The sequence below is a fragment of the Bradyrhizobium yuanmingense genome (assembly GCF_025200905.1).
Lineage (GTDB): Bacteria > Pseudomonadota > Alphaproteobacteria > Rhizobiales > Xanthobacteraceae > Bradyrhizobium > Bradyrhizobium yuanmingense.
On sequence record NZ_CP104173.1, the window covers coordinates 4,895,274 to 4,920,288 of the forward strand.

The 25,015-nt window shown below is 64.9% G+C and carries 21 protein-coding genes; 6 read left to right on the forward strand and 15 right to left on the reverse strand.

Annotated elements, in window-relative coordinates:
- Window positions 1-89 precede the first annotated feature (89 nt).
- Complete coding sequence (locus tag N2605_RS23170) at window positions 90-2,069, forward strand: hybrid sensor histidine kinase/response regulator (RefSeq protein ID WP_260343295.1); 1,980 nt, start codon at window positions 90-92, stop codon at window positions 2,067-2,069.
- A 102-nt stretch (window positions 2,070-2,171) separates the two neighbouring features.
- Window positions 2,172-2,417 carry an Lrp/AsnC ligand binding domain-containing protein gene (locus N2605_RS23175; RefSeq protein WP_018642903.1) on the forward strand — a complete coding sequence of 82 codons (246 nt, stop codon included), beginning with the start codon at window positions 2,172-2,174 and terminating at the stop codon, window positions 2,415-2,417.
- Window positions 2,418-2,554: 137 nt separating this feature from the next.
- Here N2605_RS23175 and N2605_RS23180 read toward each other — a convergent pair whose 3' ends face one another.
- A complete protein-coding gene (locus N2605_RS23180) occupies window positions 2,555-3,478 on the reverse strand; it encodes a c-type cytochrome (RefSeq protein WP_225142557.1) in 924 nt (307 codons plus the stop codon).
- Between the two features lie 147 nt (window positions 3,479-3,625).
- Between N2605_RS23180 and N2605_RS23185 the strand changes: the two genes are divergently transcribed.
- Window positions 3,626-4,045, forward strand: a complete 420-nt coding sequence (locus tag N2605_RS23185; RefSeq protein ID WP_109143143.1) for a CHRD domain-containing protein — start codon at window positions 3,626-3,628, stop codon at window positions 4,043-4,045.
- A gap of 212 nt (window positions 4,046-4,257) precedes the next feature.
- Here the strand turns inward: N2605_RS23185 and N2605_RS23190 are convergent, their stop codons facing one another.
- From N2605_RS23190 to N2605_RS23205, 4 genes are all read right to left on the reverse strand, one after another.
- Window positions 4,258-5,541 (reverse strand): cystathionine gamma-synthase family protein, encoded by a 1,284-nt coding sequence (locus N2605_RS23190; RefSeq protein ID WP_036015534.1) that lies wholly within the window; start codon window positions 5,539-5,541, stop codon window positions 4,258-4,260.
- Window positions 5,542-5,770: 229 nt separating this feature from the next.
- Window positions 5,771-6,220, reverse strand: coding sequence for a cytochrome c (locus N2605_RS23195; protein WP_057028751.1), 450 nt, complete (start codon window positions 6,218-6,220; stop codon window positions 5,771-5,773).
- Between the two features lie 129 nt (window positions 6,221-6,349).
- Window positions 6,350-8,659 carry a xanthine dehydrogenase family protein molybdopterin-binding subunit gene (locus tag N2605_RS23200; RefSeq protein ID WP_225148288.1) on the reverse strand — a complete coding sequence of 770 codons (2,310 nt, stop codon included), beginning with the start codon at window positions 8,657-8,659 and terminating at the stop codon, window positions 6,350-6,352.
- 183 nt (window positions 8,660-8,842) lie between these two features.
- Window positions 8,843-9,124, reverse strand: a complete 282-nt coding sequence (locus N2605_RS23205) for a hypothetical protein (RefSeq protein ID WP_036015526.1) — start codon at window positions 9,122-9,124, stop codon at window positions 8,843-8,845.
- 267 nt (window positions 9,125-9,391) lie between these two features.
- Here N2605_RS23205 and N2605_RS23210 point away from each other — a divergent pair, with 267 nt between their 5' ends.
- Window positions 9,392-9,856, forward strand: coding sequence for a hypothetical protein (locus N2605_RS23210; protein WP_260343296.1), 465 nt, complete (start codon window positions 9,392-9,394; stop codon window positions 9,854-9,856).
- Between the two features lie 14 nt (window positions 9,857-9,870).
- On the opposite strand, the gene N2605_RS23215 is transcribed toward N2605_RS23210, so the two are convergent.
- The 6 genes from N2605_RS23215 to N2605_RS23240 all read right to left on the reverse strand — a co-directional run bounded on the left by N2605_RS23215 (window position 9,871) and on the right by N2605_RS23240 (window position 17,050).
- Entirely contained in the window at window positions 9,871-10,266 is a 396-nt protein-coding gene (locus tag N2605_RS23215; RefSeq protein ID WP_036032065.1) for a YjiS-like domain-containing protein, read from the reverse strand.
- A 256-nt stretch (window positions 10,267-10,522) separates the two neighbouring features.
- A complete protein-coding gene (murJ, locus tag N2605_RS23220; protein WP_260343297.1) occupies window positions 10,523-12,049 on the reverse strand; it encodes a murein biosynthesis integral membrane protein MurJ in 1,527 nt (508 codons plus the stop codon).
- 214 nt (window positions 12,050-12,263) lie between these two features.
- Window positions 12,264-13,415: a DegT/DnrJ/EryC1/StrS family aminotransferase gene (locus tag N2605_RS23225; protein ID WP_260347473.1), complete on the reverse strand. Its 1,152-nt coding sequence runs from the start codon at window positions 13,413-13,415 to the stop codon at window positions 12,264-12,266.
- Between the two features lie 38 nt (window positions 13,416-13,453).
- The gene (locus N2605_RS23230; RefSeq protein WP_036032059.1) at window positions 13,454-14,458 is read right to left on the reverse strand and encodes a Gfo/Idh/MocA family protein; all 1,005 of its coding nucleotides are present in this window, start codon (window positions 14,456-14,458) and stop codon (window positions 13,454-13,456) included.
- A 182-nt stretch (window positions 14,459-14,640) separates the two neighbouring features.
- A complete protein-coding gene (locus N2605_RS23235; RefSeq protein ID WP_057028743.1) occupies window positions 14,641-16,053 on the reverse strand; it encodes a mannose-1-phosphate guanylyltransferase/mannose-6-phosphate isomerase in 1,413 nt (470 codons plus the stop codon).
- 7 nt (window positions 16,054-16,060) lie between these two features.
- Window positions 16,061-17,050, reverse strand: a complete 990-nt coding sequence (locus tag N2605_RS23240) for an SDR family NAD(P)-dependent oxidoreductase (RefSeq protein WP_036015799.1) — start codon at window positions 17,048-17,050, stop codon at window positions 16,061-16,063.
- Between the two features lie 240 nt (window positions 17,051-17,290).
- On the opposite strand from N2605_RS23240, the gene N2605_RS23245 reads away from it, so the two are divergent.
- Together N2605_RS23245 and N2605_RS23250 are read left to right on the forward strand one after the other, a co-directional pair.
- A complete protein-coding gene (locus N2605_RS23245) occupies window positions 17,291-18,250 on the forward strand; it encodes a lysylphosphatidylglycerol synthase transmembrane domain-containing protein (RefSeq protein WP_036015797.1) in 960 nt (319 codons plus the stop codon).
- Window positions 18,247-19,266 carry an MraY family glycosyltransferase gene (locus N2605_RS23250; protein WP_036015796.1) on the forward strand — a complete coding sequence of 340 codons (1,020 nt, stop codon included), beginning with the start codon at window positions 18,247-18,249 and terminating at the stop codon, window positions 19,264-19,266. The genes N2605_RS23245 and N2605_RS23250 overlap by 4 nt, the downstream gene beginning before the upstream one ends.
- Here the strand turns inward: N2605_RS23250 and N2605_RS23255 are convergent.
- From N2605_RS23255 to rfaE1, 4 genes are all read right to left on the reverse strand, one after another.
- Window positions 19,254-20,201: an NAD-dependent epimerase/dehydratase family protein gene (locus N2605_RS23255; RefSeq protein WP_036015795.1), complete on the reverse strand. Its 948-nt coding sequence runs from the start codon at window positions 20,199-20,201 to the stop codon at window positions 19,254-19,256. The genes N2605_RS23250 and N2605_RS23255 overlap by 13 nt on opposite strands.
- 35 nt (window positions 20,202-20,236) lie before the next feature.
- Entirely contained in the window at window positions 20,237-22,150 is a 1,914-nt protein-coding gene (locus tag N2605_RS23260) for an SDR family NAD(P)-dependent oxidoreductase (protein ID WP_225152465.1), read from the reverse strand.
- 84 nt (window positions 22,151-22,234) lie between these two features.
- Entirely contained in the window at window positions 22,235-23,521 is a 1,287-nt protein-coding gene (locus N2605_RS23265) for an O-antigen ligase family protein (RefSeq protein WP_036015786.1), read from the reverse strand.
- Complete coding sequence (rfaE1, locus tag N2605_RS23270) at window positions 23,518-25,002, reverse strand: D-glycero-beta-D-manno-heptose-7-phosphate kinase (protein ID WP_260343298.1); 1,485 nt, start codon at window positions 25,000-25,002, stop codon at window positions 23,518-23,520. Before rfaE1 ends, N2605_RS23265 begins: the two co-directional genes overlap by 4 nt.
- Window positions 25,003-25,015 lie beyond the last annotated feature (13 nt).

The following is a 25,015-nucleotide window of genomic DNA, read 5'->3' on the forward strand; positions in this document are numbered from 1 at the left end:
GACGTCAGGTGGTGGAACCGTCCAGCGCCCCCATGTTGCGGGCCGCCGGCCCCGCAAGCCACCTGAACAAGACTCCTTGGGGTGGAACGATGTGGGCCTTCTTCGAACGTCTCCTCGACTCGTCCATGCTGTCGCCGCACGGCATCTGCCTGTTGTGGGAGCCTCAGCTGATCTGGCTTCACGTCGTTTCCGACGCCAGCATTGCCGCTGCCTATTTCTCGATCCCGTTCGCCCTCGCCATCCTCGTCACCAAGCGGCGCGACCTCAAATTCGGCTGGGTCTACTGGGCGTTCGCGATCTTCATCATGGCGTGCGGCCTGACCCACGTGCTGTCGATCTATACGCTCTGGGTTCCGATCTACGGCATCGAGGGCATGCTCAAGGCCGCCACGGCGGTCGCGTCGGTCTTCACCGCCGCCGCGCTCTGGCCGCTGCTGCCGAAGATCCTCACGATCCCCTCGCCGTTCGAGCTGCGACAGGTCCAGGCCGCGCTCGAGGAGGAGGAAATCAAGAGCCGCGACGCCACGCTGCTGCTGCAGCAGGTCCGCGACGCCCAGCGCGCGATGCGCGAGAGCGTGGCGCGCCTCACCGCGATCGTCGAGACCGCGGTCGACGGCGTCATCCTGCTCGATGCGCAGGACCGCATCCTGCTGTTCAATCCGGCCTGCGAGCGCTTGTTCGGCTACCGTGCCGACGAGGTGATGAACCGCAACGTCGGCATGCTGATGCCCGAGGCGGATGCAGCATCCGAGCGCCAGGCGCGGCATTTCGCGACCGGCGGCGAGGCCGTCGGCCTGCGCAAGGACGGCACGACGTTTCCGATGGAGCTGTCGGTCGGCCAGGCGCGGCAGGACGGCGAATTGATCTTCGTCGGCATCGTCCACGACCTCACCGCGCGCAAGCTGACCGAGCAGCAGCTTCAGCAGGCGCAGAAGATGGAGACGGTCGGTCAGCTCTCCGGCGGCATCGCGCACGACTTCAACAATCTGCTGACCGTCATCATCGGCAATGCCGAGCACCTGAGCGAGCAGCTAAAGGCGAGGCCCGACCTCGGGCGCTTTGCCGACGACATCTGCCAATCGGGCGAACGGGGTGCCGAGCTGACGCAGCGCCTGCTCGCCTTCAGCCGCCGCCAATTGCTGCGGCCTCAGACGATCGATTGCCGGAGCCTGCTCGATTCCATGTTCAAGCTGCTCAAGCGCACCTTGCGCGAAGACATCGAGATCAGGACGACCTCCGGGCCCGGCACGATCCTGGCCTTTGCCGACCGCGCCCAGCTCGAATCCGCCGTGCTCAATCTCGCGCTCAACGCGCAGGATGCCATGCCATCGGGAGGCCACCTCACGCTGGCCACGGAGCTGATCACGATCGAGGATGATGACGGTGCCGTTCACCGGGAGGTCGCACCCGGCAGCTACGTCCTGATCGCGGTTACCGATGACGGCGAAGGCATGACGCCCGAGGTCGCCGCTCGCGCGTTCGAGCCGTTCTTCACCACCAAGGAGGTCGGCAAGGGCTCGGGCCTCGGCCTCAGCATGGTCTATGGCTTTGCCAAGCAATCAGGCGGCCATGTCTCGATCTACAGCGAGGCTGGCCTTGGGACCACGGCCAGGATCTACCTGCCGCGCGCGAGCACCGGTAGGTCGCAAGCCGATCTTCCCGACGGCGAGGACACGGCGCCGCGAGGCTACGAGACGGTCCTGATCGTCGAGGACGATCCGTTCGTCCGCTCCTCCGTCATTCGCAGGGTGGAAGCGCTCGGATATCGTGTCGTCGCCGCGGTCAACGGCAAGGATGCCTTGCAGCAGCTGCAGAGCGATCCCGGCATCGACTTGCTGTTCACCGATATCGTGATGCCCGGCGGCATGAGCGGCTGGGAGCTCGCCGATCAGGCGCGGCGGGTGCGTCCCGGCCTGCCGGTCCTGTTCACCTCGGGCTACGCGCTGGAGACCCTGGTCGAGCAGGGCCGCGCGCAGGCGCGAGCGGTCGTGCTGACCAAGCCCTACCGCAAGGTCGAGCTCGCCCAGCGGCTGAGGGATGCATTGGCCGCCGCAGCGGTCCCATCCTAGCATCGCGCCCGAATGCACCTCGGATGATCCAGCAAGTTCGCTTGCTAAATCCAGCCGGTTTTGGCCTATTAGCCGGAAGAATACGCTTTCGGAGTGCCCGCGATGGTTCCTTTTTTCGTTCAGATCAAGTGCAAGCTCGGCCAGTCCTATACGGTGGCCAATGCGCTTGCCGAAGCCGAGATCGCCTCCGAGATCTACTCCACGGCCGGCCAATACGACCTCCTGGTGAAGTTCTACGTCGACAAGGATACCGACATCGGCCACTTCGTGAATGAGAAGGTGCAGGTGCTGCCGGGCATCCAGGACACTCTCACCATCATCACCTTCAAGGCGTTCGGCACCGGCTAAAGCATGATCCGGAAAAGTGCGAAGCGGTTTTCCGGAAAGATCATGCGTAAACAACAACCTAAAGCGCGATGATGATTCATCCCAATCTCATCGCGCTTTAGATCACGCGCAAAACAACGGCCGAAGCGCCGGCAGCGCTAGCCGCCCTCCTTGCGCTTGGGCGGTGTCGGTCCCTGCACCGGCGGCAGCGACTTCAGATAGGCGGCCATCGCGGCGCGGTCTTCCGCGGTAAGTTGCGCCAGATTCTTGATCACCGCCCGCATCGCGCCCGAAGCGCTGTCGCCCTCGGGCAGGTCGCCGGTCTCGAGAAAATCCGCGATATCCTTCTCGCTCCAGTTGCCGATGCCCTGCTGCGTGATGTTGGGCACCCAGCCCTCCCCTTCGGGATTGGGCCCACCGGCAAAGCGCTGGCTGGCGATGATGCCGCCGAGCGCATTGCGCGGGCTGTGGCATTCGGCGCAATGGCCGAAAGCGTTCACGAGATAGGCTCCGCGATTCCATTGCGGCGAGCGCGCGGCGTCCGCGACGAACGGCGCGGTGTCCATGAACAGCAGCTTCCAGATGCCGACATTGCGGCGGATGTTGAACGGAAACGGCAGCGCGTGGTCACCCACTGTGCCGGACACCGACGGAAGCGTCTTCAGATAGGCAAAGAGATCGCGGACGTCGTCAACACTGGCCAGATGATAGGACGTGTAGGGAAAGGCGGGGAAATAGTGCGTGCCCGTGGGCGAGATGCCGCGCATCACGGCGTTGACGAAATCGGCCTCGCTCCAGCGGCCGATCCCGTAGGCGGGATCGGGGGAAATATTGGGGACGTAGAACGTCCCGAACGGCGAGCCCAGCGCCAGCCCGCCGCCGAGCCGCAGGCGATCGGGCTGATTGGGGGTGGCATGACAGGACGAGCAGCCGCCGGCGTTGAACAGCTCCTGCCCGTTGGCGAGATCGGCGTTGCGTGTCGGCGCCGGCAAGGCCAGCACGGCCGGGGCGGTCAACCACCAATAGAGTGCGAACGCCGCGGCGGCGGCGATCAGGGCGGCAAGGAGCGTTCGTCGCAACATTCGATCATTCCATCGTGAACGCGCGAACTTAAGGGTCATGCCGCGCTCGATCCAACCACGAATATTTTAGACGGCCCGGATGTAATGCCGGAATAAACCGCATGACGCACTGTTTGAAAAGCAATCAGGCGTCAACAGGAGAAAGCCATGACCAAAGCCGTTTTTGCCACACTGGTATTCGGAGCCGCCGTTGCGTTCGCCGCCCCGGCCAGCGCGGAGAAACTGAAGGCGACGCTGGACGGCAAATCCGAGGTCCCCGCCAACACCAGCAGCGCGACCGGAACGGCCGATCTGGACTACGACGCTGCCAGCAAGAAGCTGTCCTGGACCGTCACCTATTCCGGCCTCTCGGGCCCCGCCACCGCCGCGCATTTCCACGGGCCTGCCGAAGCCGGCAAGAACGCCGGCGTCGCGGTCCCGATCCCGAATGCGGCCTCGAGCCCGGTCAAGGGCGAAGCCACGCTCACCGACGCGCAGGCCGCCGATCTGCTCGGCGGCAAGTACTACATCAACATCCATACCGCGGCGAACCCGGCCGGCGAGATCCGCGGTCAGGTGACGAAGTAAAGCGAAAACGCGGGCTTCGTCGCGGAAAGGCCGGACGCAAGGAGGGAGCGTCCGGCCTTTTCGATTCCAAGCAACTTCGTAGCCCGGATGGAGCCAACGGTCGGCGCGAAGCGCCGCCCGTTGGTGCAATCCGGGAGCCCTGCGCGTTGCGGACAGGTCCCCGGATTTCGCTGCGCCCCATCCGGGCTACGACGCTACGACTCTAACCGTGCTCAAGCCGCGTTCAGCGCCTGCGCGAGGTCGGCGATCAGGTCCGACGGGTTCTCGATGCCGATCGACAGCCGGATCGTGGAATCGAGCACGCCGATCTTTCGGCGGATGTCGGCGGGAACGCCGGAATGGGTCATCGTCGCCGGCAGGCTTGCGAGCGATTCCGTGCCGCCAAGGCTCACCGCCAGCTTGAGGATCTGCAGCGCGTTGAGGAATTTCACCGCCGCCTCCTTGCCGCCGACGATGTCGAACGAGAACGTCGAGCCCGCGCCCAGGCATTGCCGCGCGAACACACGGCCGGACAGCGAGCCCTGCTCGTGGTGACCGAGATAGTGCACCCTGGCGACCTTCGGATGGTCGCGCAGGAAGTCCGCCACGAGCCGCGCATTCGCATCGGCCTTCTCCATCCGCAGGCTGAGCGTCTCGAGCGAGCGGTTGATCATCCAGCACGAATGCGGATCGAGCTGGGTGCCGATGGCGCCGCGCAGCGCCTTGATGCCTTTCATGATCGCCTTCGATCCGAGCGCGGCGCCCGCGATCAGGTCGGAATGACCGCCGACATACTTTGTCAGCGAATACAGCGACAGATCCGCGCCGTGCTCGATCGGCCGCTGAAACACCGGCCCGAGCAGCGTGTTGTCGCAGGCGATGACCGGCGTATGTCCCTGGGCCTTGCCGATGGAATCGGCGATGCGGCGGATCATTGCGATGTCGACGAGGCCGTTGGTCGGATTGGCCGGCGTCTCGATCAGGATCATCGAAACCCGCCCCTTGCCCATGGCCTCCTCCGAGGCCTGCTTGACCGCCGTCTCGTCGATGCCGTCGGCAAAGCCGACGGCGCCGATCGACAGGCGCGCAAGCGTGTTCGTCAGCAGCGTCTCCGTCCCGCCATAGAGCGGCTGCGAGTGCAGGATGACATCGCCCGGGCGAACAAAGGCCAGAATCGTGGTTGCGATGGCCGCCATGCCGGACGAGAACAGCGCGCAACTCTCCGTGCGCTCGTAGATCGCGAGCCTGTCCTCGACGATCTCGCTATTGGGATGATTGAAGCGCGAATAGACCAGGCCGGCGCCCATGCCTTCCGGCGGCTCGCGCCGTCCGGCGACGTAGTCGAAGAAGTCCTGGCCATCCTCGGCGGTCTTGAACACGAAGGTGGAGGTCAGGAACACCGGCGGCTTGATGGCGCCCTCGGACAATTGCGGATCATAGCCATAGGTCAGCATCAGGGTTTCCGGATGCAGCATATGATTGCCGATATGGGTCTTGGAGGGGAACGGTTTTGCCATGGCCTGTCTCGCTGTTGATCGAGGTGCTCGCCGCGCGCTGGGAATCCCGACGTGAGGATGCCGGGAGGAGACTCGTGTGAGCGCACGGCCGTTGGCGCAAGGATAGCCGCTCTCGCGGCAATCCGTCAGGCCTTGCGGACGGAAGTTCCTGCGGGCCGCGGTCAAGAAAAAGGCGGTTGCTTTCGCAACCGCCCTTCTGAAGTCCTTGGTAGCCCGTTAACTGCGCCCGCTATTTCAATTTCACGCGATAGGTTTCGTGACAATCATTGCAGCGGTCGTTGATCGCCGTGTAGGCCGCCTTCAGGCCCGCGACATTGGTGATCTTGCCTTTGGCGTCGGCGATCGCCTTCTGCACCGGCGGGATCTTGGCATCGAAATCGGCCTTGTTCTGCCAGACCTTCGGCGAGGAACCATAGGTCGCGTTGACGACATCCTGCTTGGGATTGATCTCGAAGGTCTTGGCGATCTTGGCAACATCGGCCTCGATGCTGGCGATGGCCTCATCGGCAGCCTTCTTGTCGAAGGGAATATCGCCCTTGCTCATCTTCTGAAGCACGCCATACTGATTCTTGGCGATTGCCCGCATCAGATTGTCCTGCTGGACGGCAATCTCCTGTTGCGCCATGACGGCGCCCGCGCCCAGCACGAGGGCGCCCGCGACAATCATCGTCCGTTTCATTGGTTCGTTTCTCCGGCTCTCGAGACGTTCGGGGAATGAGACTGTCACCGGCTTCGCGCGAAGCCGGGACCCATCATGGGTAGAACCCCGCGCGGCGGGTTTATTCCCGTGCGCGCGGGAAGCGCGGCTTCACAAGCTGTGACGGCGGTGATGCTCGCTGATCGCAACCCACACCCGCTCGGGCGTTGCCGGCATGTCGATGTGGTCGATCTTGTACTCGCGCCAGAGCGCATCGACGATGGCGTTGACCACGGCCGGACAGGAGCCGATCGCGCCGGCCTCGCCGGCCCCCTTCACGCCCATCGGATTGGTCTTGCAGGGCACGTTGTGGGTCTCGAACACGAAGGCCGGCCCGTCCGCCGCGCGCGGCAGCGCATAGTCCATGAAGGTCGCGGTGATGAGCTGCCCGTCGGTCGGTCCATACACCACCTGCTCCATCAAGGCCTGGCCGATGCCCTGCATGGCGCCGCCATGCACCTGGCCGGCCAAGAGCAGCGGATTGAGCGTCTTGCCGAAATCGTCGACGATCACGTAGTTGACGATTTTGATGATGCCGGTCGCCGGATCGATCTCGACCTCGGCAACATGGGTGCCGTTGGGATAAGTGCCGTCGGCGCTGGCAAAGGTCGCGCTGCCGTTCAGCTTCGACGGATCGGCCCCGGGCCGCTTGGCGAGATCGGCAAACGAGATCGAGCGGTCGGTGCCGGCGATCCGCACCACGCCTTCGGAGATTTCGAGGTCGCCCGCGCTGGCTTCCAGCGCCTGCGCCGCGATCTCCTTCAGCCTCGAACCGAGCTCGCGCGTGGCACGTTCGACACTGACGCCGCCGGAGGGGATCGAGGCCGAGCCGCCGGTGCCGAGGCCGGTTGCGATCTCGTCGGTGTCGCCCTGCCGGACATGCACGCGCTCGGGCGCCACGCCGAACTGTTCGGCGACGATCTGCGCATAGGCGGTCTGATGGCCCTGCCCGCTCGATTGCGTGCCGATCAGCACGGTGACGTCGCCATTGGCATCGAGGCGGACGTTGGCCGTCTCTTCACCCATCACGCCGCAAATCTCGACATAGCTCGCAAGCCCGATGCCGCGGATCAGGCCGCCCTTCTTGGCCGCCTTGGCGCGCTTGGGGAATTCCTTCCATTCCGCTATCTCCATCGCGCGCTTCAGGTGCGCGGCGAAGTCGCCGGAATCGTAGACCTTGCCGGTCGCGGTCTTGTAGGGCAGCGCTTTCGGCGGGATGAAATTCTTGCGGCGGATCGCATCCGGCGTCATGTCGAGCTTCCGCGCGCAGGCATCGACGAGGCGCTCGATGACATAGGCAGCTTCGGGCCGGCCCGCGCCGCGATAGGCGTCGACCGGCACGCTGTGGGTGAAGATCGTGCGGACCCGGCAATGGAAGGCCTGGATGTCGTAGAGGCCCGGCAGCATGCCGGCGCCGCCATGCGGGATGTAGGGCCCGAAGGTTGACAGATACGCGCCCATGTCGCCCATGAGGTCGCAATCCATCGCGAGGAACTTGCCGTCCTCGGCCAGAGCCATCTTGGCGGTGGTGACGTTGTCGCGGCCCTGCGCATCGCCCATGAAATGCTCGGAGCGATCGGCCGCCCACTTCACCGCCTTCTTCAGCTTTCGTGCGGCGACCGCCATCAGGGCATATTCCCGATACGGAAACAGCTTTGTGCCGAACCCGCCGCCGACGTCGGGGCAGATCACCCGCATCTTGTCGGTGGGGATGTTGAGCACGTTCTGGCAGAGGATGTCGCGCAGGCGGTGGCTGCCCTGGCTGCCGACCGTTAGCGTCAGATGGTCGCGCTTGGAATCGTATTCGCAGACGGCAGCGCGGGTCTCCAAGAAGCTTGCAACCACGCGCGGATTGACGATGGAGATCTCGGCGACCGCATGCGCTTTCGCGAAGGCAGCTTCCGTCGCCGCTTTGTCGCCGATCGAGACGTCGAACAGCACGTTGCCCGGCTTGTCCGGCCAGACCAAGGCTGCGCCTTTCTTCACGGCGTTGACGACGCCGGTCACCGCGGGCAGCGGCGACCATTTGACCTCGATCGCCTCGATCGCGTCGCGAGCCTGGTCGATGGTCTCGGCGACCACGAAGGCGATGGCGTCGCCGACATGGCGCACCTCGTCCTTGGCCAGGATCGGGTAAGGCGGGCCGGTGAACGGATCGGTCTCGAGGTTGAACAGGCAGGGCAGATTGCCGAGATCCCCGACGTCGTCGGCCGTCAGGATCAGCGCAACGCCCGGCAGGCCGAGCGCGCGGCTCGCATCGATGCTGTATTTGGCATGCGCATGCGGCGAGCGCAGCACCAGGCAGCGGAGCGCGGCCTGCGGCGCGTAATCGTCGGTATAGCGGCCCTTGCCGCGGATGAGCGCGTCATCCTCCTTGCGCAGCACGCTTTGGCCAACGCCGAACTTGATGGGAGCCGCCATTTTATCTTCCCGTTCTCATGGTTGTTTTGTGGGCATATTGCCGTGGAAAAACTGGCAAGGCAAACGGGTTTAGGCGGGCGCAGGGGTCGCAGGTTCAATCGCGCCACGCGTGCCTCACGGGAATGCTCGGCAAGGTCCCAGCGTGATCGTGTGACGTTGACGGCGAGAGCCAAGCGCTCCCACTTAGCTGTTCTCGTGCTCACCCCGAGCTTCAAATAGCTGATGAGCATCGGAGGCCGTGAGCGTCAGCCCGTACAAATCTTTCAGCGTCGAAATGCGTTGCAGCGTCGCAGGCTCGAACGGAGTCTTGCCTTCGAACGAATGCAGGAGAACGCCCTCCAGCAAATCACCGAGGCTCATATCCAGGTATTCGGCGAGGCCCTTCGCGACCTTGAGAATGCGCTTCTCGATCCGAACTCCCGTCTGTACGCGTTGGACTGAATGTTTGTGAGCTTCTGAGTTCATAATGTGTGACCTCGATCGGAAGACGGGGGTTTAGTCGCATCATGCCATTGCCGGACTTGCTCGGGCATCGGTCTCCAGCCCTGCAACTCACGTCCTCAGAGACCAGGTGAATCTTGGATTCGTTCGGACGCCTGCGGGGTCGACGGTCTGATCGCGGAACGATTGTTGTCACACAGGCAGAGCCTGGGCGGCCGAGTTGACCGATCCCAATTTGCCTTTCCCGTTCCAGAATGTTACCTTGGTACCAAGGTAACATAGGACGCCGCCATGAGCAACAGAATTTGCTGCACGGATGCTGCAGAGGTCGCCGAACTGAGCGAGGGCTTCCTCGCGCGTACACTTCCGGGGGCACGTTTCAGCCATCGTGAACATCTGATCGTGACGAGCTACTTGCTCGCCACTGATCCGGCTCGGGACTGGCGGGTCGAACTCCCCGAGATGATCCGCGCCTACAATGTTGCCGCTGGCGGCGTGAACGACGATGTGCGTGGCTATCACCACACGATTACGATGGCTTTCTTGATGATCATCGAAGGAATTCTTGCGGAGGTCGGCCGCCGCGACATTGTCGCCGCCTGCAACGCGGTGCTGGCGTCCCCGGCAACCGAAAAGGATGTACTCTTACGTTTCTGGAGCCGCGAAGCGCTGTTCTCGCGGGAGGCCCGGCACGGCTGGATTGAGCCAGACCTTGCCGAGTTCAAGCCGCGCGCGTCAGGTCATATGCCAGCGTGAGGATCGTCGATTACTCACATCCCGCGGCTCAACAGATACCTCGTACTATCTCTGAGCGCATCGATCGCCCGCCCAGGTGCGAGATAGTTGATCTCGGCGCGCGTCAGGCCGATGTCGGTCAGCTCCCTGTCGCTCAGATCCATCAAACTGACCCGCGGGTGCAGGCGCCACGTCCCAAAAGCAGACCAATATCGCTTGAGCAGGCCCAGGAGACTTTGCGCCGGCGCGGCTGCGGCAGCTTCTCTCCCCGACAAGGCTTGGCCCGGCGTTGCAACGGACACGTTGAGACGAGCCGCTGCCGCCAGGACCTCGTCCATGGCCTGCTTCGCGAGCGCAATGGATTGGTCGAGGCGAAGCACCGCCGCATCGTGCTCGGCCTCGGATGAAATGCTGGTCAGTTGTGGTGGCATCGGACGCTCCTGCTGTTGAGCCGGCAGGGAGCGTGGCCAAACAAAAGGCCCCGTCCGATGCCGGCGGGGCCTGGTGGAAAAGATGTCGTCGAAATCCTAGCGCACGACTCCTCCCACCGCCCAGCCGAAGCGGGTGATGTGGTTGCGGGAGACTTTGCGCGACGATTTGATCATGACGCGCTGATATCACGGCAACCGCGCAAAATCAAGAGATGTAGGAATACCGGTTGCAGCCTGGAGGCGAACGCCGTGCTTACTAGCCGCGCACCAGCGAGACCAGCCACTTGCGGCCGAACAGCACGAGGATCGCGAGCGCGTAGACGATCGTGCCTCCGACGGCGAGCAGGACAAGTGTCAACTCGTCGTGGAAGTGCATCGCGCCAAGCCAAGGGCCGCTGAAGCGCGCGATCAGCCAGAACGCGGCGGCGAGGATGAGGCCGCTTAGCAAGAACTTCGCGAGCGACAGCAGCCAGGCGCGGTCGAGCACGAGAAAGCCGCGCCGCATGGCGAAGAACAGCACCAGCAGCAGATTGGTCCAGATTCCGACCGCAGTCGCGAGCGCAAGGCCGATCTGGGCGAGCGTGCCCATCAGCGCGAATTTCAGCGCGACATTAACGGCGATGCCCGTCAACGACGCGCGGACCGGCGTTGCCGTATCCTTGCGCGCATAGAACGTCGCAACCGCGCTGCGGATCAACACAGCAGGGATCAAGGCAACCGCATAGGCCGCGAGCGTCGCACCGGCGGCGGCCGCGTCCGCCCTGGAGAAAGCGCCGTGAGCAAACAACGCGCGCATGATCTCTTGAGGCACAGTAAGGAAGGCCGCGACGAACGGTACGGAGAACAGGAGCGTGAAGTCGAAGGCCCGACGCTGCGACTTCATCGCACCATCATTGTCGCTGGCCGTGATTCGTCGCGACATCTCCGGCAGCAGCACCGTGCCGATGGCAATGCCGATCACCCCTATCGGCAATTGATACAGCCGGTCGGCATAATAGAGCGCCGACAGGGCTCCTGCGGGGAGGAAAGTCGCAATGATGGTATCCGCAAACATCGCCACCTGCGTGCCCATCGAGCCCAGCGTCGCAGGTCCCAGCGCTTTGAAGAAGCCGCGAACGTCCTCATCAAGCTTCAAGGGCGCAAAGCGCGGCAGGCCGCCATGGCGGGCGAGATCGCCGGCGAGCAGGAAATATTGCAGGAAGCCGGAGATCAGCACGCCCCAGGCCGCGGCATGGCCCGCCGTCGGAAACCAGACGGCAACCGCCAGCGTCATCATCATGGCGACGTTGAGGAAGATCGAAGCGGCCGCGGCGCTGGCAAAGCGCTGCATCACGTTGAGCATGCCGCCATAGAGCGTCACCAGCGTGATCAAGAGCAGATAGGGAAAGGTGATCCGGGTCAGCTCGATCGCGAGCTTGCGCTGCTCGGCATCCTCGGAAAAGCCCGGCGCCAGGATGCTCATGGCCTGCGGCATGAACAGCCAGGCGGCGATCAGCAGCATCACCTGCGAGGCCAGGAGCAGCGTGAAGATGCGGTCGGCGAATAGCTTTGCCGCCGCCTCCCCCTTCTCGCCATGGACATGCGCATAGGCCGGCACCCAGGCGGCATTGAAGGCGCCCTCGGCGAAGATCGCGCGGAAATGGTTGGGCAGCCGCAGCGCCACGAAAAAGGCATCCGCCACCGGACCGGCGCCGAGGATTGCCGCGAGCATGATGTCGCGGGCAAACCCCGTCAGCCGCGACAGCAGCGTGTAACCACCGACCGTGAAGATGCGTCCGAGCATGCGGATTGTTGTAGAGACTTATCGGACGGAGGTCGATGCATCTTGCGATGCGCATTACTGCGCCCTCTCCCCTTGCGGGAGAGGGCAGCACCGCAGGCAGATACAGACTCAATCGGGTGAGGGGTATCTCTCAGCGCATGCCGTGCGGAGAGAGACCCCTCACCCGGCTTCGCTTCGCGAAGCCACCCTCTCCCGCAAGGGGAGAGGGTGGAACTCAGCCCGCCAGTACGCCGCGGACAGCGGCGATGATTCGCTCCTGGTCGGCCTCGGTCAAATAGGCATGCATCGGCAGGCTGATGACGTCCTGCGACAGGCTCTCGCAACCCGGCAATCCGCCCTCGGCAACGGGATACTGCTTGTAGGCGGTCTGCTGGTGCATCGACTTGCCGTAATAGATCGCGGTCGGCACGCCCTGGGCTTTTAGCGCGGCAGCGAAGCCGTCGCGGTCGATGCCCTTGGGAAGACGAATGGTGTACTGCGCCCAGACCGAGGTGTTGCCGGGCGCGAGGCGCGGCACGGTGACGACATTGGACAGGCCGCGCGCATAGCGCTCGGCGACCTTGTTGCGGGCGGCGATCTCGTCGTCGAAGATCTTCAGCTTCTCGATCAGGACCGCGGCCTGCATGGTGTCGAGCCGGCCGGTCAGGCCGAGGCGGACATTGTCGTACTTGTCGACGCCCTGCCCGTGCACGCGGATGCTGCGCAAGGTGGCGGCGAGCTCGTCGTCATCGGTGAAGATGGCGCCGCCGTCGCCGAAGCAGCCGAGCGGCTTTGCCGGGAAGAAGCTGGTCGCAGTGGCGTGGCCAAGGGTGCCGAGCTTGCGGCCCTTGTAGCTCGCGCCAAAGGCTTGCGCGGCGTCGTCGAGCACGAACAGGCCTTCGGCCCTGGCGATCTCGGCGATGGCGTCGTGATCGGCGGGCTGGCCGAACAAATCGACCGGAATCACCGCGACGGGCTTGAGACCGGCCTTGCGGGCGGTGGCGATGCCGCGCTTGAGCGATTCCGGGCTCATGTTGAAGGTGGTCTCGTCGACGTCGACATAGACCGGCGTCGCGCCGGTCCGCGCCACCGGCGAAGCGGTCGCGATGAAGGTGAAGGACGGACACAGCACGGCATCGCCGGGCCCGACATTCCTGGCCATCATCACCATCAGGATGGCGTCGGTGCCGCTGGCGCAGCCGATCACGTGCTTGGCGCCTGAGTAGGCCGCAAGCTGCTTCTCGAGCTCGAAGACCTCCGGCCCGTTGACGAACTGGCAATGGTCCATCACGCGCTTCACGGCGGCATCGAGCGAGGCGCCGAGCCGGCGGCGCTGCGAGGCGACGTCGATGAAGGGAATGGGTTCGGAACGTAAGTGCTGGTTCATGACGCCTTGTGACGTTTGAGCGGTCGACATGGAAGGGATCAGCCGGCGACGCGGCGCGGCCCCTTGCGCGCGGGTGACGTCGCCGCAGGACGCGAGGGCCTCTCCAGGCATTGCGTGGCGATCTCGAGGCTGGCGACGCCCTCGTCGCCCGTCACCGCCGGCGTCTCGCCGTTGCGCACTGCCTTCAAGAACGCGATCAGCTCGGCGCGAAGCGGCTCGTCATGGCCGACCGGCAGATGCCGCATCGAGTAGCTGCCGTCCGGCTTGAAGCCGAAGCATTCGGTGACCTGGCGCGTCAAGAGATCGCCCATCACGTATTTGCCGCGCGTCGCGACCGTGACGCTGCGCGCCTTGAACGGCGTCAGCCAGTTGGTGTTGATGTGGGCGAGCACGCCGCTCTCGGTGCGGAACTGCAAGAGCGCGATGTCCTCGCGCTCGGCGACCGCGCTCGACAATTGCGGCTGCACCTCGACGATGTCGGATTCGGTGAACCAGCGGATCAAATCGATGTCGTGCACGGCAAGGTCGATGACGACGCCGACATTGGACATGCGCGGCGGGAACGGGCCGACGCGGGTGATCGCGATGGAGAGAATGTCCTCGCCCGCGATCGCCTGCTTGACCGCGGCGACCGCCGGATTGAAGCGCTCGACATGGCCGATCATCAGCGTGACGCCCGCCTTGTGCGCGGCGGCGACGATCTCGCGGCCCTCTTCCACCGTGGATGCGATCGGCTTTTCGACCAGCACATGGATGTTCTTGGCGATGCATGCGAGCGCGACCTCGTGATGCAGATGGGTCGGTGCCGCGATGGTGACGGCATCGACGCCTTCGGCGAACAGCTGGTCGAGCGTCTCGAAGCTTTCGCAATTGGCGAGCTCCGTGGCCCGCGCACGATGTGCCGGCGAGGGATCGACGACGCCGACGAGGCTGACGCCGGGCAGGCCGCTGAGCACGCGCGCATGGTTGCTGCCCATCACGCCGGCGCCAATGACACCGACGCGCAAGCCGGCCTTTGCCGGTGCAGATCCCCTGGAAGTCATCTGAGCAAACCCCGATTCAACGCAAATCCCCGGGCCGCTTCTAGCACGGACGCCACATTTGTGGCGAATGCCGCCCTGGCGGGCCGGACACGATTTGATTCAAAAAGTTACACGTTCCCCGGGCCTTAGGCCGAAAGAGATACCGCTTCTCGGCCCGGGTCGCGTGATTCGGAGTTTGCTGGTTACGACCTTTGATAGTCGTCTTCAATCCGGATGATGTCGTCTTCCCCCAGATAGCTTCCAGTCTGGACCTCGATCAGCTCCAGCTGGATCTTGCCGGGATTCTCCATCCGGTGGACGGCGCCCATCGGGATGTAGATCGACTCATTCTCGTGCACCGTCTTCACCGTCTCGTTGACGGTCACCTGCGCCGTGCCGCGGACCACGATCCAGTGCTCGGCACGATGATGGTGCTTCTGCAGCGACAGCCGCCCGCCCGGCTTCACCACGATGCGCTTGACTTGGTGGCGCTCGCCATTGTCGACGGATTGATAGCTGCCCCAGGGCCGGTGCACCTTGAGATGCTCTTCGGTGACTTTCGGCGCGACCGACTTCAATTTCGTCACGAGGCGCTTCAGCCCGTTGGCATCCTTCTGCCGCGAGACCAGCACCGCGTCCGCGGTCGCGACCACGACGAGATCGTCGACGCCTTCGAGCGCGACCAGCGCGGAATCCGTGGTGACGTTGCAATTGCGGGAATCCTCGAACACGGCGGTGCCGTGCGCGGCATTGCCCTGCGCGTCCTTCTCCGACAGCTCCCATACCGCATGCCAGGAGCCGACGTCGGACCAGCCGCACGACACCGGCACCACGGCGGCGCGCGAGGTCTTCTCCATCACTGCATAGTCGATCGAGATCGCCTTGGCCGCGCCGAACGCCTCGGGCTCCAGCGTGACGAAGCCGAGATCGCGGCCGGCATTGTTGACGGCATTGGTGACGGCCTCGACGCTTGCCGCATCGACCCTGCGATATTCGTCGAGCAGCACGCTCGCCGGGAACATGAAGTTGCCGCTGTTCCAGAGATAGCCCGAATTGACGTAGTCGGAGGCCTTCACCGCGTCCGGCTTCTCGACGAAGCGCGCAACCGCCTGCACCTCGCCCGCGATCACGTCGCCCGGATTGATGTAGCCATATTCCGTTGCCGGCCGCTCCGGCTTGACGCCGAAGGTGACGATGCGCCCGGCATTCGCGGCGGTGAGGCCCTCGCGACAGGCGGCGACGAAGGCGGCATTATTCTGCACGACGTGATCGGCGGCGAGCGCGAGCACGATCGCCTCGCTGGCGCGGTTCTGCGCAAACACCGCGCCGGCTGCGATGGCAGGGCCGGAATCGCGCCGCATCGGCTCGAGGATCACGTCGGCCTCAATGCCGATCTCGGCGAGCTGCTCCAGCACCATGAAGCGGTAGGAGGCGTTGGTGATGACGATCGGCCGGTCGAACAAAGAGGGATCGGACACGCGCAGCAGCGTGTCCTGGAACGTCGAGCGCGTGCCGAACAGCGGCAGGAACTGCTTGGGCCGAACCTCGCGCGAAGCGGGCCACAGCCGCGTGCCGGCACCGCCGCACATGATCAGGGGGATTATGCGTTTGTCCATCGTGATCTCAAACCTTGAAATGGTCCCGATACCAGGTGACGAAGTTATGAACCCCATGCTCGATCGGCGTTGACGGTGCAAAGCCGGTGTCGCGCGAGAGATCCTCGACATCCGCGAACGTTTCCAGCACATCTCCCGGCTGCATCGGCAGCAATTCTTTGATCGCCGTCCGGCCCAGCTCCCGCTCCAGAAGACCGACGACGTGCATCAGTTCCTCCGGATGATGATTGCCGACATTGTAGAGCTTTGACGGCGCATTTGCGGCAGCCGGATCGTCCGCAGGCACGAGATCGATTAGCTTGGACACGACGCGCGTCACATCGTCGATATAGGTGAAATCGCGGCGCATTTTGCCATGGTTGAAGAGCCGGATCGGCTTGCCGGCCATGATGGCGCTCGCGAACAGAAACATGGCCATGTCGGGGCGGCCCCATGGCCCGTAGATGGTGAAGAACCGCAGCCCCGTGACCGGCAGGCGATAAAGATGGCTGTAGGACTGCGCCATCACCTCGTTCGCCTTCTTGGTCGCGGCGTAGAAGCTGACCGGATGGTCGGTGCGGTCCGCAACCGCAAATGGCAGTTTTGTGTTGGCGCCGTAAACGGAGGATGACGAGGCGTAGACCAGATGACCGCAGCCATTGTTGCGGCAGCCCTCCAGCACGTTGAGAAAGCCGACGAGATTGGAATCGGCGTAGGTCTGCGGCTGCTCGATCGAGTAGCGCACGCCGGCCTGCGCGGCCAGATGCACGACTTTGGCAAAACGATGTTGCGCGAACAGCGTCGCCATGGTCTCGCGGTCGGCGAGATCGGCCTCGATGAACGAGAAGCGCGGCTGGTCCCGGAGCAGAGCAAGGCGCGCTTTCTTCAGCGCCGGATCGTAATAGCTGTTGAGATTGTCGAGCCCGACGACGGCGCGACCTTCGCCCAGGAGCTGCCGGGCGACGTGGAAGCCGATGAAGCCGGCCGCACCCGTGACCAAAATCGCCCGATCCGTCATCCTGTTCCCTGGGTGATCCCTCGCCCGATCCTGTCTAGCCGCCACCTCGACGGGGTCGCAATAGGCTCCCCGCTCCTTCACGCGATCTCCTCATGGCGTCCTTAACGACGCCTCCTTAACGACGCCTCCTTAACGACGGCTATTGCAAGATCGGCGCCAAAACCATACCAAAGCGGCCGAATTCGGCGCCTCGCGTCGGGTTGCCTCCAAATCTTAGCAAACCCTGTTCATGCGGACGAGATGCGCCGAATCCTGTTGTCGACGGCCAAGATCCTGATTTCCGCGGCGCTGCTCTATCTGGCGCTGCGCAAGGTCGACCTATCCGAGCTGTTTTCCCGATTCACCCTGACCAGCCTGTTCTGGCTCGGTGTCGCGATCGCGGTCACGTTCCTGCAGATCTTCGTCGGCGTGCTGCGCTGGCGCGAGATCAGCGCCGCCTGCGGCGCGCCGCTCGAGCTCGGCCGCGCCATGCGATACAACGTGATCGGCTCGTTCTTCAACCAGACGCTGCCGTCGGCGATCGGCGGCGATGCGGTGCGCCTGTGGCTCGTCGCCCGCGCCGGCGCCGGCTGGCGCACGGCGACCTACTCGATCTTTGTCGACCGCGCCATTGGCCTGGTCGCGCTCGCGATCTTGATCGTCGCCAGCCTGCCCTGGAGCTACACCCTCATCACCGATCCGCACGGTCGCTCGGCGCTGCTGCTCATCGACCTCCTGGCGCTCGCCGGCGGCCTCGGCTTCCTGATCTTCGGCGCGCTGAAATGGCGCTGGCTGAAGACCTGGTGGGCAACGCATCACATCCACGCCTGCGCCGTCATCGCCAATCGCGTGATCTTCAGCGGCACCCGCGGCCCCGTCGTCGCGATCCTGTCGGTCCTCGTTCACGTGCTCGCCGTCGTCATCGCCTGGTGCGTCGTGCAGTCGATTGGGGCCCCGGTTCGCTTCAGCGACGTCTTTCTGCTCGTGCCGCCGGTGATGCTGATCACGATGATGCCGATCTCGATCGCCGGCTGGGGCGTGCGTGAGGCCACGATGAGCCTTGCGTTCGGCTTCGCGGGACTTTCCGCCAACGAGGGCGTCAACGTCTCGCTGCTGTTCGGCGCCGTGTTCTTCCTGGTCGGGGCAGTCGGCGGCCTGGTCTGGATCCTCAGCGCCGAGAAAGCCGCGCAAGGGTCGGCCGCGATCGGAGTGCCGGAGTGAATTCGGCTGCCGATGCGCTCGCCGGCGCGGCCCTGCTGCTTGCCGTTGCGGCGGCCGTGCTGATCTCGGCGCTCGTGACCTGGACCAGCCGCCCCCTGCTGCAGCGCTACGCGCTGGCGCGGCCGAATGCGCGGTCCTCCCATCGCGTGCCGACCCCGCAGGGCGCCGGCATCGCGGTGATCGCCGCGACGCTGATCGTTGCCTCGCTGTGGGGGGTCTCCGCCAATGTCGCGATCCCGCCGGCGCTGGTCGCTGCGACAATCGTGATCGCGCTGGTCGGCTTCGTCGACGACATCGTATCGCTGCCCGTGCTGGTGCGCCTGGTGCTGCAGGCCGCCTGCGTCGGCGCCGTGGTGTTCACCGCCCCCGACACCGCGCGCATCGTGCCGGCGCTGCCGCTCGCGCTGGAGCGCGGCCTCATCGTCCTTGCCGGCGTCTGGTTCGTGAACCTCGTCAACTTCATGGACGGGCTCGACCTGATGACGGTGGCGGAAGTCGTTCCGGTCACCGCTGCGCTGCTGCTGCTGGGAATGCTCGGGGATCTCCCATGGCCGGCCGTGCTGATCGCCACCGCGCTGTGCGGCGCCATGCTCGGCTTCGCGCCGTTCAACCGTCCTGTCGCAAAAGTCTTCCTGGGCGATGTCGGCAGCCTGCCGATCGGCCTCCTGCTCGGCTGGTGCCTGCTCGAGCTCGCCTTGCACGGACAAGCGGCTGCGGCGCTGCTGCTGCCGGCCTACTACCTCGCCGATGCCACCATCACGCTGTTTCGGCGCATCGCGCGCCGCGAGCCGTTCTGGTCGGCGCACCGTTCGCATTTCTATCAGCGCGCGACCGACAACGGTTTCTCGGTGTCCCGGGTGAGCGGCGAAGTCTTCCTGCTTAACCTCGTGCTCGCAGGGCTGGCGATCCTCGCCGTTCGCGCCGCGACGGTGGCCGTCACGCTGCCCGCGCTGATCGCCGGCGCCATCGCGGTCGCCCTCCTGCTGCGCCGCTTCTCCCGGCCTCAGGCGTCCTGAGCCGACACGGCGAGCCGCAGCCCCTCGTCGAGCGAAACCTCCGGCCGCCAGCCGGTCGCGAGCGCCTTGGAGACGTCGAGCTCGAGCGAGCCGATCAGGCTGTCATGCATGTCCTGCCGGCCGATCATTCGGAAAAGCGCGCTGAGCAAGCCCGGCGGCAAGCCGAATAGTCGTGGGCTCTTGCCGGACGCCTTCGCCAGACGCGCGATGAATTCGGGCGTCGAGAACTGCTCGCTGTCGGCGAGCAGGAATATCTCGAAATGGCCGGCCGCATCTGGATGAGCGAGCCGGTGCAGGATGAAGGACGACAGGTTCTGCACGGCAAGGAAGGCGCGGCGATTGCGGATCGCGGCGAACGGCAACGGCACCCCAAGGTTCATCGCGCGCGTCAACAGAGCGAAACTTCCCTTGGCGCTCGCGCCATAGACCATGGGCGGCCTGATCACGGAGATCTTCATGTCGCTCTCGCCCGCGAGCGTCCTCAGGCCTGCCTCGGCCGCCGCCTTGGACGTCCCGTAGAGGCCGCGCGGCGTCGGGACGTCGTTCTCGTTGAACGGGGCCCTGCCCTCGTTGCTGCGGCCATGCACCAGCACGGTGCTGATGAAGATGAAATGGCGCACGCCCGCCTTCGCCGCAGCGCGCGCCAGGTGCACCGTGCCGGCGGTGTTGACGTCCTGGTAGAGCTGGGCTGCATGCTCCTCGCGCCTGTGATGCACGCGCGCGGCAAGGTGGACGACCGCCTCCACCCCCTCGAGCGCGGCCCGCCAGTCGGTGTCGGGGCCGATCGATTCGACCACGACCTCGCCGTCGATGCCCTGCCGCTTGCGGACGACGGGGCGGACCGACCATCCCTTGCGCACCAGCGCCTGCCCGAGGTGACGGCCGATGAAGCCGCTCGCTCCCGTCACCAGCACGACCGGTTTGCGTTCGCTCATCGTCGCTCCCCGAGCGCTGGATTGCGCAACAATGGTCAGGCCGCCGTGGATCCAAATTCCGGCACGGCATCCTTCAGGATGGTCCTGATGGTGGCGCGATCGTCGCGCGCGATCGCCTGCTCAAGCGCCGCATTCCATTTGCGCAGCGTCTGCATCGGAGGCTCGTTCGGCTGCGCGGCCATGATGCCGGGCACGCCGATCTCGCGGGTCGGCTCCTCCGAGGCAAACAGGATCTCGTGCAGGCGCTCGCCCGGCCGCATGCCGGTGAACACGATTTCGATGTCGTAGCCCGGCTGCAGCCCGGACAGGCGGATCATGCGCTCGGCGAGATCGACGATCTTCACCGGCTGGCCCATGTTGAGCACGTAGACCGAGACGTCGGGACGCTGCGTCCCAAGCGCATGCGTCGCCGCGGTGATGACGAGATCGCAGGCCTCGCGGATGGTCATGAAGTAACGGACCATGTCGGGATGAGTTACCGTCACCGGCCCGCCGGCCTCGATCTGGGCCTTGAACTTCGGCACCACCGACCCGTTCGAGGCCAGCACGTTGCCAAACCGGACCGAGATCAGCCGCATCGGCGGCTTGCTGCCGCTCGCTCCGGCTGCGAGGTCGCGATCGAGCGCCTGGCAGTACATTTCGGCAAAGCGCTTGGTGAGGCCGAGCATCGACACCGGCTCGATTGCCTTGTCGGTAGAGATCATCACCATCGCCTCGGCGCCGGCGGCAACGGCGGCGTCCGCGACGTTGATGGAACCGAAGATGTTGGTTTTGACGCCCTCACTCCAATCGCGCTCGAGGATCGGCACGTGCTTGAGCGCCGCGGCATGGAAGACGATGTCGGGCTTGAACTCGGCCATCAGGCGCATGACGCGCTCGCGGTCGCGAATGTCGGCAATCCGGCCTTCGATCTGTGCGGTGGCACCACGCGCGGCCAGCGCCTCGGTGACCGCGTAGAGAGCCGGCTCGGAATTTTCCACGATCAAGAGACGTGCCGCGCCGAAGGCGACGACACGCTCGCAGATCTCGGATCCGATCGAGCCGCCGCCGCCGGTGATGATCACGGCCTTGCTCCTGATCAAGGCCTCCAGGCGCGCATAGTCGATCTTCTCGCTCGGACGCAGCAGGAGGTCCTCGACCGCAACCGCCGTGAGCCTTGGCGTATCGCCGCTCTCCAGCGAGGGCATCCGGCTCACGATCACACCCAGTTTGCGCGCCCGCATCAGGATCGATTCCGGATGCGACTCCGGCTCGAAAGCCGATGGTGTCATGATGAGGCGCGCGATGGGCTTGTCGCGCTTGGCGAAATCCGAGATCACATCCTCGACGTCGTCGATGCCGCCCAGCACCGGCACGTTGCGAATGAGCTGGCCCCGATCGGCAGGCGATGGTGACAAGACGCCGATCGGCCAGATGCGCTTGATCGCTCCGCTCTCAATGCCGCGCAGCAGCACTTCGGCATCCGCGGCGCGGCCGATCAGCAGCGTCGGCGCGGCCTCCCCGCCCCTCGCGTGACGCCGCACCCGCGTATAGCGGAAGTAGCGGTACGCCATGCGCAGCGCGCTGAGGAAGAAGATCTCGAGAAACCAGTAGAGGACGATCGTCACCTTGCCGAGAAAGAAGGCGCCGCGAACGTTGGGGGCAACGAGGATGTAGTCGAGCACGAGCAGCGCAACCGTGAGCACGGTCGCCGCGCGAATGATGTTCAGCGCGTCAGGCAGCGAGATGAAACGCCATTTCGTCGTGGTCAGATTGCAGAGGAAGAACACGACCACGCTGAAGGCGAGGAAGTAGGGCAGGATCTGGAACAGCAGCGGCAATCGAGCGTAGAAATCGTCGCCACCCTCGAATCGCAGATAGAAGGCGGCAAAAAGCGCCGCCGTGGTTGCCAGCAGGTCGTGGAGCGCGATCAGGAAATTGCGCGAGGTGAGATGCGAAAGTCGCGTCATCCGCCGACCGATGAAAACCCAGTTAAATGCAACTTGACCGCGCTGATAGCCCATCTCGACAAGACTTGCCAGCCGCGTGGCCCCTCAGGAACCGGCTTCCCTCATCTTCGCCCCGAGCTGTTGTTCCCGGATCACCATTCCGCCGGCGACGCCGACGCCAATGACGTACATCCAGCCCTCGTGGAAGTCGAACAAATGCGAGTTGAACAGCGAGGTGAAGACGTTCTGCACCACGACTAGGAGTCCGATCCAATTGGCAAGCCCGTCGCCGCGAAACAACCGCAGATGCAATATCCAAATCGCGTAGAGAATGGCGACGCCGATCGCGCCCCATTGCACCGCAACGTTCAGCGTCTGGTTGTGCGGGTTGCCGATCACCTCGGCTGACGCCCGCCCCTGACCGGCGGGCGTCGCGACGCGTTCGAACAACCCGCGGGTCGAACCGGTGCCGTGCCCCAGGATCGGCGCCTCCGCGAAGAAGCCGAGCGACTTCCGCCAGAACTCGAGCCGCATGCCCATGGAGGTTGCCTCGCCCCGTTCCACATAGCCGGTGTAATCGGTGGTAAACCTCTCGGCGGTGTGGCGCAATTGCGGCGAGGCCTGCCAGGCGAGAACGGCGCCGACGAGCAGCGCGCCGGAGATGATCGCGATGCTGCGCCATTTGAGGTGAAGCAGTGCAAACACGCCGAACATGATCGGAATGGTGACGAGCGCGGTGCGCGACACCACCACGAAGGTCATATTGATGAAGAAGCTAAGCGCCAGCGCCGTCAGCAACGCGGCGAACCAGTATCGCTTCTCGCGCAACAGCATCACGATCGGATAGGCGAGCGCCACCGCGCAAAGCGCGAATTCCTGGCTCTGGTCAATGTAGTTCTTGACGAAGATGCCGCGCTCGGGCGGATCGGTCTTGAGCGCGAGGTTCGGGTAGAAGGCGACCAGCCAGGACATCACCGACAGCAAGGCGCAGGACACCAGGAAGGCGATGAATATCCAGTGGCCACGCGGCGAGCGCTCGAAATGATAGAGCAGGACCGGCAGCACGAGCAGCTTGACGGTCGGATTAACCGCATAGAAGCGCGCGCCCCACGGGGCATCCGACCACAGCGTCCCCAGCAGCGCGAGAACGACCAGCGCGATCGGCGCAATGCAGATCGGACGCTTCAAGGACTGCAGGAAATCGCGTAGATCGAGGAACGGCACCATGCAGATCAGCATCAGCGCGTTGAATATCCCCGCAAGCGATGTCGACCAGGGCAGCGAGGCCGCGGTCAGGATCGCAAACAGATCGACGGTCTCGCGCCAGGCAGCGGGGCTGCGCAGACGGCGATGCAACATCTCGCTGGTCGTTTCGCGGGCGAGCGCCGTCACTTGCTCCCTCCCCTGGCGCGATGCACCAGCGCCGTCGTGCTGAAGCCCTGGAGAATGTCGACCAGCACGACCGCCCCGCCCGCGGCCTCGACCACCTCATGGCCGACGACCTGTTCGCGTGTGTAATCGCCGCCCTTCACCAGCACGCCGGGCTTGATCCTGGTGATCAGGTCGATCGGCGTGTCCTCAGTGAAGATGACGACGAGATCGACGGCCTCCAGTGCGGCGAGCACCTCGGCACGCGCGCGCTCGTCCTGGACCGGACGATCGGCACCTTTCAGCCGCCGCACCGAGGCGTCGCTGTTGAGCCCCACGATCAGGCGGTCGCAGGCGGCGCGCGCCGCGGTCAGCACCTTGACGTGGCCGGGATGAAGGATGTCGAAACAGCCGTTGGTGAAGCCGACGCGCAGGCCCTGCCTTTTCCATTCGGCGAGCTGCGCGTCGAGTGCTGCCGGGTCGAGCACGATCTTCTCTTCGGCCGCGAGCGTGGCATGCGGCAGGATCTTGCGTCGCAGCTCGGCCGCGCTGACGCTGGCGGTGCCCTGCTTGCCGACCGCGACGGCGGCGGCGGCGTTGGCCATGCGCAGTGCCGTGTCCCAGTCCGCGCCGGCCGCGAGCGACACCGCAACCGCAGCGGCGACGGTGTCACCGGCGCCCGAGACGTCGCGCACCTTCACCGGGACGGCCGGCACGTGGACGGCCCCGCCATTCCGCGGCACCATGGTCATGCCGTGCTCGCCCTGGGTGACCAGGATCGCCTCGCAGTCGGCGAGCCGCATCACGTCCTCGCTGGCCTCGACGATGCTCTGCACCGTGTCGGCGCGGCTGCGGGTCGCTTCCGAAAATTCCTTGCGGTTGGGCGTGAGCAGCGTGGCGCCGCGATAGATCGCCCAGTTCAGGCTCTTGGGATCGACGATGACGGGCTTGCCTAGCTTGCGCGCGGCATCGATGGTGTGGCGGATCACGCGAGCCGTCAGCACGCCCTTGGCATAGTCGGACAGCAGCACGATGTCGGCGCGCGCGATCTGCGGCAGGATCGCGTCGATCAACTTCGTTTCGATCTCGTCGGACGCAGCCAGCGCCTGCTCCCAATCCGCGCGCAGCATGTGCGTGGAAAAATGTTCGGAGACGAAGCGGACTTTTCGCGTGGTCGGCCGCGAGGCGTCGCGCACCAGCACGCTCTCGATGCCGGCTTGATCATTGAGCGCGGCCTCGAGCCGCGTGCCGGCCTCGTCCTCGCCGATGAGACCGACGAAGATGCAGCGCGCGCCGAGCGAAGCGACGTTGCGCGCGACGTTGCCGGCGCCGCCGACGTGGATCTCGCTGCGCTGGGCGGCGATGACGGGCGCCGGCGCTTCCGGCGAGATCCGCGACACCTCGCCGTAGACGAACTCGTCCAGCATGATGTCGCCGATGCACAGCACCGTACGGCCTGAGATGGCTTGCGCGAGGGCATCGAAATCGAGAATGGGCGTCGGCATGGTCGAAAGGGCC